Source organism: Acinetobacter sp. B-6, from assembly GCF_056930735.1.
This window is the reverse complement of record NZ_JBXPBY010000011.1, coordinates 16,248-36,798: the sequence shown is the minus strand read 5'-3', so window position 1 is coordinate 36,798 and position 20,551 is coordinate 16,248. Positions and strand designations below refer to the sequence as shown.

The window sequence follows — 20,551 nt, the reverse complement described above, 5'->3', positions numbered from 1 at the left end:
AAAAGATGAACTCTTTTAGTGCTCTTAGGAAACGGTCTGTCAAAACCGACTGACAATGTAGGTCAGCAGTTGAATGATAAGTTTTGGGGTGGGTTTAGTCAATTGGGTGGGGGATGTGGAAATTATTTTGTCTAGGATCAATTTTTAGTAGTTTTAGAAATAGTAAGAACATGTAGAGAGTAGTAATATTTCTTTTGAACTGACAAAATAAAATTCAGACGATGTAATGTTATATTTAATTTGTGAATCTTAAAAAATAATATTTTTCAATTGGTTATTTTTGATTTATTAGTGACAGTATTTGTCGTTTTAAATTTCTTTAGTCTTGAATCTTACAAGTAGAAAGGATAAAGTTACTGGAGAAAACTCTCCAGTGAAATATTTAAATGAACTTTATTAACTTTACTTTACACTTCTCAGGACATGAAACATTTGCTTTACGTTATGGTTGGTTGAATAAGGCATATAAGATTCTGAATTTAAATGAAAAAGATGCGGAGAAGCAGGTTGTTGAATTAGGTGTTGGTAAAAATATGGTTAATAGCATCAAGTATTGGGCCGATGTTTCAGGTTTAGTACCTTTGCGAAACCAAGAGAATAATAAAATAAATTATAAAACTAAATTGGATGAAATTTTTAAAGAATATGATCCTTTTCTAGAATTAAATGAGTCTACTTGGTTATTACATTATTTTATCCAAAAACGATTTAATGACTTAACATTTTCTCGTTGGTACTTTAATTTTTCAAATAAACAAGTTTTTGAAAAAAGTGAGTTAGTGAGTGATTTGGTTAATTGGCTTGAGGCTATGGGGCAGAAAATACCCTCTCTTGCTACATTACAAAAAGATTTTGACTGTTTCATTTTGTGCTATTCAAAAAGGATTAGTCGGAAAAAACTGAATGAGGATGCTTTTGTTTCACCATTAAATGAATTAAATCTAATCTATCAAATTGAATCTCATAAATTCAAAGCTGATTTACTTGAACAAAAGAGTTTACCTGTAGAAGTATTTTTGTATTGTTTAGTCGATTTTTGGCAAGAAAACTTTATTCAATCTCCATCGCTCAGTATCGATAGTATAGTTACCAATCCTGGAAGTCCTGGGAGGCTATTTCGTTTGAATAATACAGCAGTTGATTATTTTTTGAATCAATGTGCATTAATCGATGAACGCTTTAAATGGACGGATACTTTAGGTATGAGAAGTCTGGCTTGTAGCACCATAGGCAAAGTAAATCTAGATGACTTATTAGCACATGTATATCGTGGAAAAATGAAAAATGACTAAAGTAGAAAATTTGAATCATTACTATCAAATTCATGTAAATCATCTTTTATCTACGAGATTGGATACAGATATTTCAAAAGAATTTTTTGATAAAATAGTGTTCCATGGAACAGCTTATAATTCATTACAGACAATTATCGATTCATTTGACAGTTCTGGACAGTCGACTTTTACCTTAACTGGGAGTTATGGGACAGGAAAATCAACTTTAGCAGCCATTTTGACAGGTTTATTAAACCAAGACGAGCTTATAAGAAATGCTGCTCGTGCGCTTATTAATGATAAAAAGCTTCTCAAGAAATTTGATAAGTCTTTCCCCTTTGAGAAAAATAAGCCATGGTTAATTATTAAGGCTGTGGGGGGAGTAGCATCGCCAAAAGAATTATTTTTTAAGTCAATTTTAAAAGCGTTAGAAGATGCTGACTTGCTAGGACTTTTTCAGAACGATTTATTTTTCTTACCTGAAGAAATTCAAAATGATAGTGAATTGATAGATTGGATTGATGAAGTATTCCGTGCGCTTGATGGAAAAATTTCAGGTAGTGTTTTTGTTTTAGATGAAATGGGTAAATTACTGGATCATATTGCTAGAAATAGTGGTGATTTACATCTTTTTCAGGAGTTGTCAGAAAAAATTAATAGGCTTTCAACTAAAGAAAGCCCATTTATATTTGTCGGAATTTTACATCAAGCTTTTTCTGACTATGCCAAAGGTTTAAGCCACCAAATTTCACTGGAGTGGGCTAAAATTCAAGGTCGTTACATTGATATAGCTTATCGTATTTCTTTAGATGAATCAGTTGCATTAATTTCAAAAACTATAAAGAGAACTAAGAATAAAATTCCTAACCCTGTAGTATGTTTGAATGAGCGATTGATAGAGGATGTAGTAAATTCAATTAGTTCGAGATTGACTGATAGCAGCCCTAAAATTAAACAATATTTTATAGGCGCCTTACCATTACACCCACTAACAACTATTCTTTTAGGGGCCGTAGCTAAGAGTAGTTTTAGTCAAAATGAACGAAGTATTTTTAGTTTTCTCTTATCTGTTGAGCCATTAAGCTTTAGGCGTTTTTTAGAAAGTGATGTTCAGGGCCACAAGACTTATACGATAGTTGATTTGTGGGATTATTTAAGTCATAACTTACAACATCAAATTTTAGGCTCTAAAGAAGGGCATGCTTGGAGTGTAGTTGAGGAAACTCTGACTTTATTAAGTAAGCAACTTAACAAGCTAGAATTAAATAAAAATATTCAACTTTATGACTTTTATTCCAATATTGTTAAATCAGTTGCAATGATGAATTTATTTGGAAAATCTTTAGGTGTTTATCCAACAAAATCATTAATCGCTAGTTCTTTATCTGCTTCTGTAGCGAACTTAGAATTTTTGGATGAGTGCTTAAGTAATTTAAAGGATTGGGGACTAATAGTTTATTGGAATAGAACTGATTCATACGAAGTGGTTGAAACATCAGAGTTGAATATTCAGGAGCTATTACAGGAAAAGTTACAAACATTAAGTAATCAACAGAATTACTTTGAGCATATTGATTACAAAGGAAATTCTATTTTAGCTAAAAGGCATTATCAACAAAAAGGAATAATGCGTTGGATGGATCAATACTTAGTTACTGATCTAGGAGAGTTAAAAAGATTGGCGCATGGCGGTGAATTGGAAAACACTAAAGCATTTGCCCATTTTATTTTAATCGCTGATCCGACTTTAAGTAGTAAAAGGCTTATTGAAATTTCTATTGAGTACACGGGATTGGTAATTGCTCAATTAAATAAATTAAATGAAATTTTGAGTTGGTCGAAAGAAATTTTTGCATTACAGGAAATTAGTAAAGATCAATCTAAATTAATGATAGATCCTGTGTCTAGAAAGGAATACGAACAACGTTTAAATTATGCATATCAGCAAATAGATTTATTATTTCAACAATCTTTTGAAAATGTTAACTGGCATTTTGCTGGTGAAAAGTTTTTATCTAAATCGTTATCAATGATTGCTTCAGAAATTGCTGATAGAATTTTTTTTGCTTGCCCAACTGTTTCGAATGAAATGGTTGTACGGCATGATGTTTCTGCCGCTGCTGCTGCTGGTCGAAGAAAGTTACTGGAAAAGATGCTCGAAAGTAATGAGTTTGAAAATTTGAACATAGAGAAATTTCCACCTGAAAAAGCAATTTATCTTTCTTGTTTAAAACAGCTAGGTTTACATCAGTATCAAGAAGATCAGCATAAATGGGCTTTTGTTATCCCTGAATTTGATATTGAGAATAACCATGAGCTTGGAGATAATTTAAAACTTGTTTCTGAAATGGCTGAAGTTGGATATGCCTTATTTAAATCGCATAAAGGATTAGTTAATTTATCTGATTTATACAATATTTGGTCCAAACCACCATTTGGTATTCCTCAAGGACTATTACCAATTTTTGGTTTAGCTTTATTATTAGCTAAAGAAAAAGCATTAGCATTTTACGATCAGGATATTACTCAAGAATTTCGCTTTATCAGCTCAATGGATGAAGAGTTTTTAAATAAATTGGTTAAGCGCCCTAACGAGGTTGCTGTTAAATTTGTTAAGGAGCCTGAAGAAAAGGATCGCTTTATCCAATTATTAGCTCAAAGTATAAGCTCAAATTTTTCAAAAGATATTGATGAGACACCGTTGTTAGTTGCACGCTTTATTGTTTCGTATGTTGTCAAACAATCAAATTGGGTCAAGTTTTCTAAAGATGTAGAGTTTTTTGAAGAGAAAGTACAACAACTTCGAGCTTTTATTGTGAAAGCTGATGATCCTTACAAACTCTTATTTGAAGATATGTATGATTTGTTAGCTGTGAATAAGCGAAATGATGCTCAAATTCTTTCTGATCTTTCAGATTTTTTCATTAGTATTCAGCATTCTAAGCTCAATTTATTCAAGAAGTTTGAACAAAACCTTTTTAAAGAGTTGGGTGAAATTACAATTGATATCCTTGAGCAAGCAAAATCTATAAGTACTTCTGCCGCAGATTGGAAAATGAAAAAATTTGCGGAACATTTATCGAATAGCTCAAATGACTCTTCGCAATGGATAAGTAATATGATTACATTACTTGGTCAGATTCCAGAGAGGGACTGGAGTGATGATAGTTTGAAAAAAGCTTTTGAAGCTCTACCAGGTTATGTGCAACGTTTTAAGCAGTTAAGTTTTTTTACTAAAAAAACTAAGATTGCTTCTGATGAAGATCATAAGTCTTTAGCTATTATCGTAAATACTATTAACGGCTTAGAAGAATACAATAGAAATGTGATTATTGAACCTGAACTTCAGAGGAAATTGAGTAGTGTCGAGATTGAGCTAAGTAAACAGGTTGAGGCAATTAAATTGAGTGATGATGCTAAAGCCATTGTTCTATATCAACTCTTAAAGAACTACTTGTATCCAATAGGTAAGGAGGGAAGGCATGAAGGTTGAGAAACCAATTAAGCATGTTTTGGGATTATCAGGTGGAAAAGATAGTGCCGCATTAGCTGTGTATATGCGAGATAATTACCCAGATTTAGAGATTGAATATTTTTTTACTGATACAGGTAAAGAACTTCCTGAAGTTATGGATTATTTAAATAAGTTAGAAGCTTATCTGGGTAAACCAATTTTGCGTTTAGGATCTGATAAAGACTTCGATTATTGGTTGAAAGAATACAATCATTTTTTACCATCAGGACACCAACGTTGGTGTACTGTTCAAATGAAATTAGTTCCATTTGAAAAATGGGTGAAACCATTCTTAGATGAAGGTTATGAAATCATAAGTTATGTTGGTATTCGTGCGGATGAGCCATGGCGTGAAGGTTATGTACCGACACAAAAGTTTTTAACGACAAAAATGCCGTTTGCTGAAGATGGTTTAGTTAAAGAAGATATTATAAATATTTTAGAAGGAACGGGTTTAGGGCTACCAAAGTATTATGAGTGGCGTTCTAGAAGTGGATGTACTTTTTGCTTTTATCAAAGAAAAATTGAATGGGTTCGTTTAAAAGAGCGTCATCCAGATAAATTTGAAGAAGCTAAGGCTTATGAAAAACAGCTATCTGATGAAAAGTCTACAAATGGTGAAACATACTATTGGATGGGAAAAAATACTCCTCTAAGCACCCTTGAAGATCCTGAACGTGTGGCTCAAATTAAAGCTGATCATGAGCAGAAATTAGTTAAGTTTAAAAAAAAGCGTCGTCGTAATGCTCTGCATGATGATCAACTAATTGAAATGATTGATCTAGATGCTGTTTATGATGATATGGAAGGTGGGGGGGCTTGTGTGACTTGTTATAAATAGGATTAAGGCTATGTTCTTGTATTTTAATCTCTTACTAGTATTATGGTATAAAACTTTATATTAATTAATTTAGTGAGAGAAAAATGCAACTGAGTGGTGCAATCTTAAGAAATTTTTGGGGTATTGGGGCTCCTGTTACACAAGAAAATATAACAGATTATTTTTCTCTAAAAGTACCTCATTATCAAAGGCCCTATAAATGGGGTTCTACTCAGATTGAGACTTTAATTAAAGATTGGAAAGAAAATTTTGTAGCTAGCAATGATGAAAATGATAAAAAGTATTTTGCTGGTTCTGTAGTTGCTGTAGCTGTGCCGGGAGAAACGTACCATTCCTTAATTGATGGTCAACAGCGAGTAACTACACTTTTTTTGACCAATTTTATTCATTTTGTATTATTACGAAAATTAATACTCTCAGAAGTTGAACGTAAAAGATGTGGAAAGTTGCAAAAATTAAATGAAAAGCTTAATAATGCTGCACAATTTCTATTTAAAGATGAAGATTTATTATTAGAAATTAAGCAGGGTATTATTGAGCTAAACCGAATTTCTGATGAAGATGAAATGGATGAACTTCATAAACAGGAAAATTTTTTAGAGACAATACAAGAAATTTTATGGATTCCAAAATTTGATACTGATGAAAATTATAAGTCTAAATTTAGAGAACTAATGGAATTAAAAATTAAGGCTGAGTCTTTAAATCTTCATTATGATCGATCATCATTTAATAAGAGTTTGAGCAAAGTTTTAACACAGTTTTATATGAATTTTGGTGAAACTCAAGAACTTACATATGAGAATCTTGAATATGACAATCTTACTGAAAATGAAAAAGTATATGCCGATGCTCTTCAAACGATTTTGAAAACTTTTTCAAATGAATTTGCTAATTCCGGAGCAGATATATATAAATATATATACTCTCTTCATGAGCAAATACATAATTTTTTAAATGAAGTTAACGTCTGTGTTATTCAGACAATGAATACTGATGATGCTTACACATTATTTGAAGTGATGAATGATCGAGCATTAGCACTTGATGATCTGGATTTAATAAAAAATCAATTTTTTAAAGTCTTTGTTAATAGTAATGAATCTATTGATAATGCTGAAGTAGATGAAATAATTCAAAAATTAGATGATCAATGGGGCGATAAGATTTTTAACCATAAAAGTATGAATCAAACTTATAAAAAATTAGTCACATACTTAGCAACTGTTTTTATTACTAATGCTGTTGAACTTAGAAATGAAAGTAGTGAAAAATATCGTTTAAATTTAGGTGAGTATCTTAAGACAAAACAAAATTATTCCAAAGAAGAAATACAGAGAGATTTTAATATTTTTGAAAGTTGTTTTCAAATATTAAGCCAAGTTAAACTTCCAGTGCAAAAAAAGGAAAGCCATTCTATAGTCACACAATATAAAAAAGAATCGGATTTTAAAAAAAGTTTGTTTTTCTTTAATGCTTTAAAGCAAGATGGTGTTATATCTGGACTAATTTGTTTTACATTGTCTACAATTGAGAAAATTGATAATAATTTTAATCCTGAAAAAGTTAATAAAATTGTAACTCTTCTTTTAGACACAGACCTAGATTTATCTAAAATCAGGACAGACCTTAGTGTCTCAGGAATTGAATCTGAAAGAATTTTAGGTTTATTAAATAAAATTCATGAACAAGCGAAGATCTTATGGAGATCTTCATTGATGGCAAACTCAGCTGATCTTCCTAGAGAGATTTCAAAGAGAATTATTGAAGATAACCATCTTTCATCGACAAGAGATCATAATTTAGTAATTAAGGATCTAAATTTAGCTCAGCATCAATCAGAGTTCGATAGCTGGTTAAATAACTGGCAATATAAATCTAACTCCTTATTTAAAGTCAAAACTTTATTTGCCTCTATTATTCATTATAGTATGAAAGATGATGGGGAGCTAATTATTAGACCAATTAATTTAACAGTAAATCCAGATATTAATGCAATTATGGAATTAGATCACATGGTACCTCAGAATTCTTCGGAACCAAGTGTTTTTAATTTTGAGCATTCTGAAAGAGAACTTTTTGTTAATGGTTTAGGTAACATGATGCCATTACCAAAACCTGATAACATTCAGAAATCTAACGTAGCTTTAGAAGCTGCTTTTCAATTTTATAAAGATGCTGGGTTAGGCGATCATTTCCTCATTAACGAAGCTAAACATTCTGTTATGCAGGTTCTTAAAAATGAGAAAAACCCTGATTTATTCTTTACAGAACGTAAATCTAAGCTTATAGGTTATTTTAAGCAGATTATTTAATTGTAAAAAATAATATTAATCCGAAGTCATTTAATAATATCCAATATGTTAGAATCATATCGATTTAACGAAACTCGAATAGAGGATTGCGCTTGTTCAAAGTTCAATCCTATTTCTTTAAGTACGTAAGAGATTTCAATATTCATTGATGAACATGCTGAGCCTTGAGAACATAAAAAATCTGAGTTAACTACAAAATGTGCAGCATCGAAGTTAGGAAGTCTTATATTTAAAATATGAGGAATATAGTTGATAACGGGGGAATTGATAGCTCCTCCAATCTCAACAATTTTAGTTCGTAGTAAGGAATTGAGATTATTTACTTCTGTATAAGTATTTTCAATTGTTTGATCCTCTATAGCAGCACCAAAACCTAAAATTAATGGAGTAGGAAGTGTACCACCTCTTAATCCATATTCTTGTCCAGCCCCATGAATCACTGGCTGAATTCTAGTTTCTCTTAAGTCTCTAATATATAGCGCTCCAATACCTTTAGGACCATAGATTTTATGGGCTGACATTGAAAGCAAGTCAATATTCAATTCATCTACATCAATAGCAATTTTTTTGTAAGATTGAGCTGCATCTACATGAAACTTAATATTTCTTTCGAAACATGCTTTACCAATTACTTCAATTGGTTGAATAGAACCGAGTTCATTATTGACATGCATAATACTAACAAGAACTGTGTCATCTCGCATGGCTTGAATGACATCCTGAGAATCAATGATTCCATTTTCCTGTGGGGAGATATAAGTAATTTCATAGCCATGTTCTTTCTCGAGAAAATGGCAAATTGCTAGAATACATTTATGCTCAATTGATGATGTGATGATGTGCTTACCTTTTTTTTGGTTTGCTAAAACATATCCTTTAATTGCTAGGTTGTTGGCTTCAGATGCACCACTCGTAAAAATAATTTCACTTTTATATGCTCCTATTGAATTAGCTATTATTTTTCTAACATTTTCGATCTTTTCTGCTGAAGTGCGTCCTAGTTTATGGGCAGAAGATGGATTCGAATATTCTTCCTCAAATGCTCTAAATAATTCTTTTTTAACAGATGATAGGAGGGGGGTTGATGCCGCAAAATCTAGATAAATCATATTTAGTGCATAAAAAAAAGAGATGCCATAAGCATCTCTTTTTTTTTACTTTTAATCAATCATTCTAGCCAATTAATCAACTCATCCCATGCTAGTTCATATAGTCGTTTAGAGCGAGTAATAATAAAGTCACTTGTCCAAGGCTTTGTCATACCTCCTAGTGCTATAAGGTTTGGCATATATTTTTGAGCTTGAAGTAACTCTTGTGTTAACCCAGCAAAGCGAATGTTATTCCGTTCAGCTGCTTCAAGAAGAATTTGATTGGCACTATTTTGGTCTTGAGCACCGACTACTTTGTAGAAGATCCTTTTTTCTGCCCAAACTCGATTACCTAAAGAGGAGTTTAGTTCATGAGAGACAAGTATTAGATTACCAAGTGTATCAATTAAATCCCCATGCTCATAAATTGCTTGTTCCCAAGAGCCGTTATTTGATTGCGGTGCAATATGTTCTAAAGATAGGTTTCTATCATCAATATATGATTCTAGATTTAAGCAAGGATTAGATAAATTTTTGCCCTTGATTAATAAACCTTCATATGCAGTATCCGCTACAGCATCATGATGTGCCGCAAGTAATATAAATTTAGCTAATTTAGAGCTTTTATAAATTGGTTGATAAGTTGCTAAATTAATAAAATTTTCTTTGTTTAGAACTTTTCCTTTGCGTTCGGTATCAAGTAATCTTGATTTTAGCTCTGCTTTGAAGAGATCAATATTTATAATTTTCTCTTGCATATAGAATTTTGCTAGACGTGGCAGCCCTGAAGGCATTTCTGATTTACTTAGTATTTCTCGGTATTCATTATCGATCCCTCCAGTTCCTCTTCTGGTTGCTCTCCAAAGAGTGCTGAAGGCAAGCATAGATTTTAAAGCCTCCTCAAAGTCTTTAAAACGTTGCTCTTTTTCATTTGAATCCTGAGCATCAACTACTTGGCTAAAAAATAAAGTTAAAATTGGAATGACTATAGTGTGATTGATATCTTTAAAAAACTTTAATCCAAGTTTTGATGTTGTAGATAATTGGTGGTGATTAAAAAATTTCTGTATTTCGGTATAACTGTCAGACTCCCAAAAGTATTTTCTGAAATTAGCACAATAACTAAGCATTTTAATAAAAGCTAATGGGTTGTGAGTTTCTTCAAATGAAACTTTTAGAGCGCTACGTTGTTCTGCTAAACGGCCAGAAATTTTTAAACCTGAATATGAACTAAAGAAGTGAATTAATAGTTCTTTAGTCGCTTTCTGTAATTCAGGACCTACTGAGAAAATACATAGATATTCAGAAACTTGATCTAATAAAGCTTTTTCAATTGAATCTTCATAATCAGCAAGGCCTACAGTATTTACTACTCTAGGCTTAAATGTTTCAAAGGCAGTTAAAGGTTCACCGGTCGTATTTAACGATTCAAAGATAGTAAACGCATAATCTTCGTTTTTACCTTTTACGACAGTTAAAACTACTCTATGCAGGACGTAACGAGCATAAAATACAAGAAGACTTAATTTGTCAAAAATTTCTTTTTCTGATTCTTGTAAATTGAGAATGTCTTGAACAGGTGCTACATGATTAAGTAAGCCTTCTTGGAAAGAATCAGAAGCATAAATATCTTCAATACTAGGCACTTCTTCCATTTCATCGGCTACATTGTTACGGTTATTTATAATACTTTTAAGAATCTTCATTAGTTGATTAAAACGGTCAACAAGAGCTTCTTCACCTTCTATGCTTGAATTTCTTTTGATAGGTTTGTATTCGACTACGTCATATTCCGCTTTATCAATTTCAGTGATGTAATTAAAAGTTAGATTCGCTATAGGAGAATCATATTTTTTATTCGCAGTGCTTTTAGACCATTGATCATCAATTGATCTAATCATTCTAGGGTAGAGAGGTGATTTTCCAAATGAATATTTTTCATAAAATGTATCAGCTAAAGCTGATAAAGCTTCTTTAGTCTGGCCATCAAGCCATTCTAAAGCTGTGATATGGCTTTCGAGTTGGGGAGAAACCTCTGCACTTTCATTTGTTAGTTTTTCATATTCATTAAATAAAGATTTTGTTTTTTTTGTGAATTGCTTGTGAGTTAGATTAAGGGTGTTATGCAAAGCAATACATACAAGTAATAAGGTGGTCATACGTTGTTGACCATCAATAACTGTTAGGACTTTGCTTGGTACGTCGGCTCGTACAATTGGTTGAACTGTAGAATTGTTTACATCATGAATAGTGATCACGGTTCCAAGAAAAGTAAAGCTATCGTCTGATTTGACTAAGGTTTTTATACCATGGCTAATGTCTTCAATTAGGCGACTTACTTTATCTTTATCCCAACTATAGGGGCGTTGATAGGAGGGAATATAAAGACCTAGACCCCGATCCGCTAGTAATTCCATAGGTGATTTAGAAATAGCTTCAAATATAGTTTTTGGATCTACAGCCATTAAATTCTCAATATATTTTAAGATTAATGGTTCAAATAATACTTTGAAAGATAAGAAAATCAAATTTAAATACTAAAGTTTCTCTCAAACCTAAATTAATCTCTGTAGCACTTCGTCTGAGAATCTAATATTTAAAAAATATTTCACTAGTTTGAGCTAGTGAAATAATCATCAAGTTTAGTGCTTGATTTGTAGTGTTTAAGCAAATGGCGTAAGAAGAATACGTGGGCTGAATTAATGAGCTTAGTAGACCTAATTTATTGCGTAATTTTCCAAAAGAATTATCTCAATCTATTGATAGAAATAGGTTCGATTGAGCGTACGATGCCTGATAAGCCAAGAAGCCTCAAGGAAAGACATAAAGTAAAATAGTTAAAATTTTCAAGCACGACATCCCTCCAATTTATGCTCTCTTATGCTTAAGAAAAGGTACCGTTTAGTCTCTCAACCCATCGATAAAATCCGACCATTCCTTCATCATCTTAACTCGATAATCTAAATGCTGCGCATGGTTATACGCCTGAGATATGGCATTAACTTTGCTCATGCAAGGTTATAGAAGCGAGTCCTCTGAATCTATGTCCATTCATTTTGCTGTTATAAACCATTGTTCGAATTACACAGAGTAAGGCGTTGCTACTCATGGGCTTAGCAGTGCTGTGACTATAAAAAACGTGATACTTATTGTCAGTGAGAGGTCATAATTTTTGTTTTAAATTGAGCTTAAACTATTCTGTTGTTTAAATAAAAGTTAGCAGTATCATTTGATTTATAGACTTGATGATATGATAGAGTCAGAAAAAAAAGCCTAAACTACGACAGTTTAGGCTTTTCAGCTTCCAATGGATGAGGTTGGAATAAATTTGGCGGTGAAAGAGGGATTCGAACCCTCGATACGCTATAAACGTATACACACTTTCCAGGCGTGCTCCTTCAGCCACTCGGACACTTCACCAAGGCGAGGGATGATAACCAAAAAAAAGAATTCTGCCAAGCAACAATTGAGTTAGAGCAAAAAAAAATTCACAGTGATATGATTGCGCAAAAATAGTGTCTAATTTTTGAAGACGAATCTATGCAAAGTACTGCAAAAAAAGCCGCGTTACCTGCGATCACACTCGCAGCATTAGGGGTGGTATTTGGAGACATCGGAACCAGTCCCTTGTATGCCCTACGCCAATGTTTTCTCACCGCACACATCGCCATCACTGAAGCAACAGTACTGGGTATCTTATCGCTGATCTTCTGGTGCATGATGCTCACCATCAGCTTTAAATACGTCACCGTCATCATGCGGGCAGACAACAATGGTGAAGGCGGGATCATGTCTTTGCTGGCGCTCAACTTGCGTTCCAACCGAATCCCAGATAACCGAAAAATCTTTCTGATTGCTTTAGGCTTTATCGGGGCATCGCTGTTTTTTGGCGACGGTATCATTACCCCAGCGATTTCAGTGCTTTCCGCGATTGAAGGGCTAAGTATTGCTACACCGATGTTTAACAAATGGTTAATGCCATTGGCGATTGGAATCCTTACCGCACTGTTCCTTGTGCAACGACATGGTACAGGGACCATGGGTAAATTCTTTGGTCCAATCACCCTGACGTGGTTTGCATCCATCGGTTTAATTGGTATTCACAGTATTAGCCAAACACCGTATGTACTCACCATGCTGAGTCCACATTGGGCTTTAAACTTTATTTTTCATCAGCCATTCGTTGCTTTCTTAACCATGGGAGCGGTGATTCTAACCGTAACAGGGGGTGAAGCACTCTATGCCGATATGGGACATTTTGGGCGACTGCCGATTCGTTTAGGTTGGTTTATTATCGTATTGCCGTGCCTCTTACTCAACTATGCAGGGCAAGGGGCGCTGTTGCTACGTGATCCAAGTGCGATCGAAAACCCATTCTACCTACTCGTGCCTGAGTGGGGTTTATATCCGATGATTGCCTTGGCAACAGCAGCGGCAGTGATTGCCTCGCAAGCGGTGATTACAGGCGTATTTTCCATGGCAAACCAAGCCATTCAACTGCGCTATTTACCACGCTTAACCGTACATCACACCTCTGATGTTGAGCAGGGACAAATTTACTTGCCGTTTATTAACTGGATTCTATTTGTTTCGATCCTATTGCTTATCGTGATTTTCCAAAACAGTGCCAACCTTGCCAATGCTTATGGTGTGGCGGTCACAATGACTATGCTGTGTGACACGATTTTAATCGCATTTTTAGCTTATGGTTTCTGGCGTTGGCCAAAGTGGAAAGTGGCATTATTTGCGGTGCCATTTTTAGTGATAGACAGTGTTTTTATTGGCTCAACCTCATTAAAAATCATCTCTGGGGGATGGGTGCCGATCCTAATCGGTGCAATCGTGTTTACCATTCTGATGACATGGAAAACTGGGCGGGAAATTGTCTTTAACCGTTTGGAAAAAGATGCCCTGCCATTGGACTTGTTTATAAAAAGCGTCAGCTTGAGTGATGAAACTCAGTTTGTACCCGGACAAGCAGTATTCTTAACAGGTAATCCAAATATTGTACCGCATGCGATGTTGCATAATATTAAACATAATAAAGTGCTACATGAACGCAATATCATGGTGACGGTGATTACCCGTGATGTGCCTTATGTACCTGAGCAAGAGCGGATTCGTGTTGAAGTCTTAGATGATCGCTTCCAACGTGTCTTTGTTTATTATGGTTTTAAAGATCAGCCGGATATTCCGAATGCACTTGAGTTGGCATATGAGCAACTTGAAGTTGAGTTCGATATGATGCATATCAGCTTCTTTATTTCACGTGATCGTTTGATTCATACTGTGGGTGAGGGTATGGCACCATGGCGTGAAAAACTGTTTATTTCAATGCAACGTAATACCAGCCCTGTGAGTGACTTCTATCAAATCCCACCGAACCGTGTAGTTGAAATGGGTAGTCAAATCGAGATTTAAAAAGTCTCACAATATGAAAAGCTAGAAATCATTCTGGCTTTTTTTATTTCAATCATTGGCTTGCGTTGATGTTGGTGCGGACGATGGACGTTGCGAGAGGTCTTGATGTTGAGGAGGTGGGGCAATATCGATAATTCGGCGTGGTTCAGTTGAGTTCGGATCTTTCGGGATGGTTTCCAATATGCGTGGAGCAGGTTTAATTGGGGGCACTGTGGTTTTTAAGTGCTGGTGGTGTTGGCTTTTATTCTGTAAATGAGGTTTTATTGTCAGTTTGGACTGATTTTCAATACTTTGCTTAGCGGTTGGTGAAGCAGCAAAAGCAGCGCAATTGAGCAAAGCACAGAGCAGTATCATTCCATATTTTGCTTGAAGTTTGAATCGTCGGAATATTTGCACTGTCTGTTATTCCATAAACATGATGGATGAATATAAACCCTGCGACAAATTGTGTCGTAAAGCTGTCGAAGATCTGACTTTAACATGCCATAATTTCGATGACAGCAGCAAGTCATACCATGGAAGTAATTTAATTTCTTAATTTTTTTGCAAGCAATCAATACTTGAGAAATTTAAAAAATTGTTTGAATAGGTAAAAATTGTAGAAGCTTTATTCAGTTGAATATTCACATAATATCTTTCGTTGCCTTAGCTTGTTAAGCTGTTTTATTGAATTCAAAACCAAGTATGGATTGGTTCTGAATATCTTGTCTGTTATGTGGCTTAGGATGATTTTTGTTGAAAAATTCAGTAGTTAAATTGGTGTTGGGTCTTGTGGCTACTGGAAGCTTTGCGATTGCATTTGGTCAAGAAAAAATTTTGCAGTTATTGCCTTTTACTCAAGGCAGTTCTCTTAATTCTGAATGCTTAAATCAGTTCTATCGAGATCAACCGCCGATCTTGATGAAAGACAGTTTAAAAAAGAACAGTTATCCTTTGTGTTTCAATAGCTTTAATGTGATGTATTCGGGCGTTTCCAAAACACCACTATGGACAGCGGAGTATTTATCACCACAACGGTTAAGCCAAAAGATTAAACGTGAAGACAGCTTCCATGAAGAGGAGCGAATCAGCAGTCAGCATCGAGCATTATTGTCTGATTATCGTGGTTCTGGTTATGACCGTGGACATATGTCGCCCAATGCCGATATGTCGACCAAAGCCTCTCAGTTTGATAGCTTTTCTTTGGCAAATATGGTGCCCCAAGCGCCAAAAAATAATCAGCAAGTCTGGCGAGAGTTAGAAGAAGCAACACGTGCGATTGTGACCAAACAAAAGAAAGATGTTTATGTGGTTACGGGACCATTATTTAGCGGCAAAAAACTTAAAACCATTGGTCGTGGTGTGATTGTTCCAACCGCTGTCTTTAAAGCGATCTATTTGCCTAAACATGGCATTATTGGTGCTTATTACGCACCTAATAATAATTCATTGCAGGTCAAAGTGGTCAGTGTGTGTTATTTGGAAGAACAGCTAGGGATAAACTTATTTCCACAGCTCACCGAGGAACAAAAGCGTAATACCTATAAATTGCCTTTAAATGCCAATCAAGTAAAAGCCAATAAGGAAATTGAATATTCTCATTGGGATGCAGAAAGTCAGTGTGCTGAAGCTGTGCCACAGGATCAGATTACCACGGTACAAAAACAATTCCAGCCTGCCAGTCGTTCTACATCGACCAGCAATATTGAGTTGCCTAAAGTAGATGAAGAAACCAAAGATGCTTTGGTAAAACAATTGGCTGAAGCTTTGTTGCATTATATTTTACAAATTTTGAAATAATTAAAGCCGTATTAGAGGAGAATCTATCTATACTAGAGTTGTTTAATCCAGCAAAAAATGATGATCAAAGCTAAATCATATGGATATTGAAAGTGGCTACTCGCTTTGCAAGAGGCTGGGTATGATGGTGCTTAAAAGAGTATATACAAGCAGGTTTTTTGTTTATAACGTTAAAAATAGAGAAAATTAAAATGTTTAAAGCTTTTGAAAATGATACGGAATCGCATGCAATTCATGATTTGACCTTAGAAAATCAACTGGATTGTATCAATGTCTATGGCAACTTGCAGATTACTAAGGATCAAGCAGGCTTAAAAGCTGCTAAAGTTTTACAAAGTTATTTGAATGACATTGTGGCAACTTTGGAGAAGCAAAGTGATCTGCCCGCGCAGATTGTTCGTCAAAATGAAGGTGAAATAGAAAATCCGTTTCTTTAAGCGCTATTGATTTAATTTCTATTTAAAGATTGAGATAAAAAACCTGCTTCAGCAGGTTTTTTAAAATTTAACAGACTGAATTAAAGATCAATGTGTGTGGTTTAAACCGCAGCATTTAATTGCGTGCTTCATTTCCAACGACTTTATAAATAATTGCACCAATTACAGCGCCCACGATCGGCGCAACCCAGAATAACCACAGTTGGCTCAATGCAGCGGTTTCTGCAAATAAAGCGACCGCGGTACTGCGTGCTGGATTGACGGAAGTGTTGGTTACAGGAATACTGATTAAATGGATTAGGGTTAGCGCCAAACCAATCGCAATCGGTGCAAAGCCTGCTGGTGCGTGTTTATCCGTTGCACCTAAAATTACGATTAAGAATACTGCGGTTAAAACAATTTCAATGATCAATGCTGAAACCAAAGAATATTTTCCAGGAGACAAATCTCCATAACCGTTGGTTGCAAAGCCACCTGTTCCAGCGAACCCAGCCTGTCCTTGAACAATTAAATATAAGATAAAAGCCGCGAGAATACCGCCGACGACTTGAGCAATGATATATGGAACGAGGTCTTTGGCATCAAAACGACCACCCACCCATAAACCAACACTGACTGCTGGATTGAAGTGTCCACCTGAAATATGACCGAGTGCATAAGCACCAGTAAGTACTGTAAGACCGAATGCCAGTGCTACACCAGCAAAACCTATGCCTAATTCTGGGAAAGCAGCAGCAAGTACCGCGCTACCACATCCTCCAAAGACCAGCCAAAAAGTTCCGATAAATTCTGCAAGATATTTATTCATATTGATTCCTATTTATTTTTTTGAACGGAATGGGTTATGTCGCTATTTTTTAAATAGTTGATAATCTTTCGATGAGGTACAACTTTATATTTTCAGCATCATTATCATAGTTTAAAAATATGAAAATTGAATCACAAATATAATTTATTGATAATACTATCACTTAATGTTCTGATTTAATTGTGGAAAAAACCGCAAAGATTTGCCAAAAATATGATCTAAATAAAGCATTAATAGAGGAAATTTAATAAATATTTATCATTTAAATCAGGCACGATGATGTTTAAGTATTTCGATTTTGAAGTCGCCATTGTTGCGGTGTGAGCCCAGTCCATTGTTTAAAAGCACGTTGAAAGGCACTTTGTTCGGAGTAGCTCAAAAGCAAAGCAATTTCATGTAGTCCTAAATAGCGATCCTGCAAATATTGAAAGGCGAGTAGTTGCCGAACATCTTGGACACGTTGTTGATAGGTGGTATTTTGACTTTGTAAATGACGTTGTAATTGGCGTGTAGACATATTGAGCTGCTTGGCAACTTCCTTAATTTGATAATTATTTTTTTGTAGCCCCAATAAAATACTTTGTTGTAAGCGCTCATCTAATTGGGTGGTATTCGGCAAGCTGTCCAGTAGAGCTTGTGCTTGTTGCATCAGCAACTTTTGTAAGGTTTGGTCACTTTGTTTAACCGGAATGGTTAAAGCAGAAATAGGGAAGATCATCTCAACTTTTGGTTGTTGGAACTTTACTGGACAATTGAAAAAGCTTTCATATGCCATGCTATTTTTGGGTACTTGGTGAATAAAATTGACTTGAGAAAGTTGAATATTGTCAGAAACAAATAAACGTAAAAATTGAATCATCACAGCAATCGCGATTTCATCCGTGATTTGAGTGGTGAAGTGAGCCGGTAGATTTGCCCAACCCACCGAAATATGTTGTTCATCATAATATTCGACTTTAAGTGGGCTACCATCATAAATTAAACGATGAAAATCATGATAGCGGCTGAGGGCTTCTCCTAAACTGTCACAGGACTGTGCAATATAGGCAATAATCCCTATATGCTTCGGTTGTACATAAGGTGCGATTTCTAGCCCTAAAGCAGGGCTTTGTACTTGTGACTGTATCTCATCCAAAATTTCACGCCAAACGGTATAGTCAAAGCGTTCAAGATTTTGAACCTGTTGTAACTTGGGTGAAATGTTTAAGCCTCTAGCTTCGCTAAAGGTATAGAGTAATTGCCCAAGCCCTCCATAAACGGAGCCTGCATAATCCTTTAATAGCATCATTGACACATCTTGTTGTTGTGCGATTTACATCATGTAAGATCAAACTTGGTGCTATTTTAAGCGAGTTTAAATCCAGCAAACAAGTCGCATTTTATGGGGTTGGTGATAGATTTTCTATAGTGTTCATGTCGTGATTTGTCAATGAAAATACTTTTCCATGTCAATATCTTTTTTCAGCACAGTTTTATATTAAAAAATAAGCAGAGGAGAAAAAACATGTTAAAAGGCTTTTTAGTTGGATTGGTCTTTGCGAACGGCTTTGAGTGGATTGCACATAATTATATTTTGCATGGTCAGCACCGTCCTGGAAAGCCACGTTTTAGCCCTGTTCCAAGAAGTATGAAATCGCATTGGGAACATCACCGCGAAGTCCGTAAGCAGGATTTTCATGATGATGGTTATGTGCAAGGTATATCGAATTGGCGCACCAAAAATGAAATTGTTTCATTGGCAGTGGTTGCAGGTGCTGCAAGTTTAATTTTTTATCCGATTTCAAAAGGCATGGTGGCTGCGTCTTTATATAGTGCATGTAATTATTATTATATTCACCGCCGTGCACATTTAGAGCCAACATGGGCGATGAAGAAAATTCCTTGGCACTATGACCATCATATGAATGCAAATCAAGATGCAAACTGGTGTGTGACCAAGCCGTGGTTTGACTATCTGATGGGAACGCGGGTGATCTCATCCGCAGATTTACAAGAGCAAAATCCGTTGGGAATCACGCTACCTCAGCCCATTGCACACTGGGTTTCAACAACCGTTGAAAAGTATTTTCCTGCAAAATGGGTTGAGAAAAAGCCACAAGTGATTGAAGAACATTCGGCGAACCGTGTAGATTCAGTCGCCTGATCTTGTGTTTTGTTAAAGTTTAGCTTTGACTCATCTGATTGGTTTGGAGCGCTATTCTTGTCTCCATTGATCTGAAAGCGCGAATTATCAGTTCGATTGTCGTGATTTGTCACAAAATATGTATGTTTGGTCAATGTATAACATGTTTTCATGATTATACTGGCTAGCATCAAGATATGTTTCAGAATGCAAATAGCTGTCGTTTCTGAAGTTTATAGGAGTCTCCAAGACTCCTTTTTTTATGTCTGCAAAAACAAAAATCGCACTTCTCACATGGCACGATCAGCGTAGGTAATGGGGTTTGATGAGTATCAAATCAGAGCTAAGCTAGAACAGCTTAATCTATGGCATCCATGCTGCAAAATGCGATAGCGATGCTGGTCAAATTGGTAGATGTTGGTCAAATTGCTATAGGGAAAAACAGAATCTTTCTACAACCTAAGCGCTATATAAAATATTTGAACGAATAGCGTTAAGTTGAACGTATATTAATTTAACCTTATTTCGAGAAATGCGATTAGATTCTGGCAATGTTTTAAGTGCTTTGTTCTTTTGAGCATCAATAGACTATAAAAAAATCCCCATCAGGGGATTTCTTTATGAAGCACAATACACAGTTTGCTTTCAAATGACCAATGTATAGATCTTTGAATACTACTCTGGTTTAAGCCCTTCAGCTTTTTCCAACGATTCATCATTATTGAAGAATTTTTCACGTTGTTCTTCTAAAAACTTCTTAGCATCCGCTTCAAATACATTTAAACGTTTTTCATTAATCAATGTGGTTTGATGCTTTAACCATTCTTGCCAAGCTTGTTTAGACACAGTATCAAATAATTCCTGTCCTTTGGCGCCTGGGAAAGGTGCAAAGTCTAAACCTTCTAACTCTTTTTGATATTTACGGCAAAATACTTGTCGAGTCATATCAAAA

At 35.0% G+C, this 20,551-nt stretch carries 14 protein-coding genes, 1 tRNA gene and 2 pseudogenes; 9 read left to right on the top strand and 8 right to left on the bottom strand.

Features of this window, described 5'->3' with window-relative positions; translation table 11 throughout:
• Window positions 1-386: 386 nt before the first annotated feature.
• The 4 genes from AC1Z3T_RS14140 to AC1Z3T_RS14125 all read left to right on the top strand — a co-directional run bounded on the left by AC1Z3T_RS14140 (window position 387) and on the right by AC1Z3T_RS14125 (window position 7,944).
• Complete coding sequence (locus AC1Z3T_RS14140) at window positions 387-1,292, top strand: DUF4007 family protein (protein WP_483396705.1); 906 nt, start codon at window positions 387-389, stop codon at window positions 1,290-1,292.
• Complete coding sequence (locus tag AC1Z3T_RS14135) at window positions 1,285-4,767, top strand: P-loop NTPase fold protein (RefSeq protein ID WP_483396704.1); 3,483 nt, start codon at window positions 1,285-1,287, stop codon at window positions 4,765-4,767. Before AC1Z3T_RS14140 ends, AC1Z3T_RS14135 begins: the two co-directional genes overlap by 8 nt.
• Window positions 4,757-5,629 carry a phosphoadenosine phosphosulfate reductase domain-containing protein gene (locus AC1Z3T_RS14130; protein WP_483396703.1) on the top strand — a complete coding sequence of 291 codons (873 nt, stop codon included), beginning with the start codon at window positions 4,757-4,759 and terminating at the stop codon, window positions 5,627-5,629. The genes AC1Z3T_RS14135 and AC1Z3T_RS14130 overlap by 11 nt, the downstream gene beginning before the upstream one ends.
• Before the next feature lie 83 nt (window positions 5,630-5,712).
• Window positions 5,713-7,944: a DUF262 domain-containing protein gene (locus tag AC1Z3T_RS14125; protein ID WP_483396702.1), complete on the top strand. Its 2,232-nt coding sequence runs from the start codon at window positions 5,713-5,715 to the stop codon at window positions 7,942-7,944.
• Window positions 7,945-7,970: 26 nt separating this feature from the next.
• Here AC1Z3T_RS14125 and AC1Z3T_RS14120 read toward each other — a convergent pair whose 3' ends face one another.
• Both AC1Z3T_RS14120 and AC1Z3T_RS14115 read right to left on the bottom strand, forming a co-directional pair.
• A complete protein-coding gene (locus AC1Z3T_RS14120) occupies window positions 7,971-9,053 on the bottom strand; it encodes a cysteine desulfurase family protein (RefSeq protein WP_483396701.1) in 1,083 nt (360 codons plus the stop codon).
• 59 nt (window positions 9,054-9,112) lie between these two features.
• Window positions 9,113-11,497: a DUF262 domain-containing protein gene (locus tag AC1Z3T_RS14115; RefSeq protein ID WP_483396700.1), complete on the bottom strand. Its 2,385-nt coding sequence runs from the start codon at window positions 11,495-11,497 to the stop codon at window positions 9,113-9,115.
• A gap of 228 nt (window positions 11,498-11,725) precedes the next feature.
• Between AC1Z3T_RS14115 and AC1Z3T_RS14110 the strand changes: the two are divergent.
• Window positions 11,726-11,869 (top strand): annotated as a pseudogene (locus AC1Z3T_RS14110) (Fic family protein); the annotation flags it as partial.
• Between the two features lie 64 nt (window positions 11,870-11,933).
• Here the strand turns inward: AC1Z3T_RS14110 and AC1Z3T_RS14105 are convergent.
• Window positions 11,934-12,195, bottom strand: a pseudogene (locus AC1Z3T_RS14105) (tyrosine-type recombinase/integrase); the annotation flags it as partial.
• Between the two features lie 166 nt (window positions 12,196-12,361).
• Window positions 12,362-12,452 (bottom strand) — tRNA-Ser (locus AC1Z3T_RS14100).
• A gap of 120 nt (window positions 12,453-12,572) precedes the next feature.
• Between AC1Z3T_RS14100 and AC1Z3T_RS14095 the strand changes: the two genes are divergently transcribed.
• Window positions 12,573-14,453 (top strand): potassium transporter Kup, encoded by a 1,881-nt coding sequence (locus AC1Z3T_RS14095; protein ID WP_373350662.1) that lies wholly within the window; start codon window positions 12,573-12,575, stop codon window positions 14,451-14,453.
• A 48-nt stretch (window positions 14,454-14,501) separates the two neighbouring features.
• On the opposite strand, the gene AC1Z3T_RS14090 is transcribed toward AC1Z3T_RS14095, so the two are convergent.
• Window positions 14,502-14,849, bottom strand: a complete 348-nt coding sequence (locus AC1Z3T_RS14090) for a hypothetical protein (RefSeq protein ID WP_373350663.1) — start codon at window positions 14,847-14,849, stop codon at window positions 14,502-14,504.
• 336 nt (window positions 14,850-15,185) lie between these two features.
• Here AC1Z3T_RS14090 and AC1Z3T_RS14085 point away from each other — a divergent pair, with 336 nt between their 5' ends.
• Complete coding sequence (locus tag AC1Z3T_RS14085; RefSeq protein ID WP_483396699.1) at window positions 15,186-16,232, top strand: DNA/RNA non-specific endonuclease; 1,047 nt, start codon at window positions 15,186-15,188, stop codon at window positions 16,230-16,232.
• Between the two features lie 191 nt (window positions 16,233-16,423).
• Window positions 16,424-16,669, top strand: coding sequence for a hypothetical protein (locus AC1Z3T_RS14080; protein WP_005035250.1), 246 nt, complete (start codon window positions 16,424-16,426; stop codon window positions 16,667-16,669).
• A gap of 115 nt (window positions 16,670-16,784) precedes the next feature.
• Here AC1Z3T_RS14080 and aqpZ read toward each other — a convergent pair whose 3' ends face one another.
• Complete coding sequence (gene aqpZ / locus AC1Z3T_RS14075) at window positions 16,785-17,477, bottom strand: aquaporin Z (RefSeq protein WP_483396698.1); 693 nt, start codon at window positions 17,475-17,477, stop codon at window positions 16,785-16,787.
• A gap of 283 nt (window positions 17,478-17,760) precedes the next feature.
• The gene (locus tag AC1Z3T_RS14070; RefSeq protein ID WP_419345613.1) at window positions 17,761-18,765 is read right to left on the bottom strand and encodes an AraC family transcriptional regulator; all 1,005 of its coding nucleotides are present in this window, start codon (window positions 18,763-18,765) and stop codon (window positions 17,761-17,763) included.
• A 216-nt stretch (window positions 18,766-18,981) separates the two neighbouring features.
• Between AC1Z3T_RS14070 and AC1Z3T_RS14065 the strand changes: the two genes are divergently transcribed.
• On the top strand, window positions 18,982-19,620 hold the full coding sequence (locus AC1Z3T_RS14065; RefSeq protein ID WP_151962105.1) for a sterol desaturase family protein: 639 nt from the start codon (window positions 18,982-18,984) through the stop codon (window positions 19,618-19,620).
• 654 nt (window positions 19,621-20,274) lie between these two features.
• Here AC1Z3T_RS14065 and AC1Z3T_RS14060 read toward each other — a convergent pair.
• Complete coding sequence (locus AC1Z3T_RS14060; protein WP_004826212.1) at window positions 20,275-20,544, bottom strand: oxidative damage protection protein; 270 nt, start codon at window positions 20,542-20,544, stop codon at window positions 20,275-20,277.
• Between the last annotated feature and the right edge of the window lie 7 nt (window positions 20,545-20,551).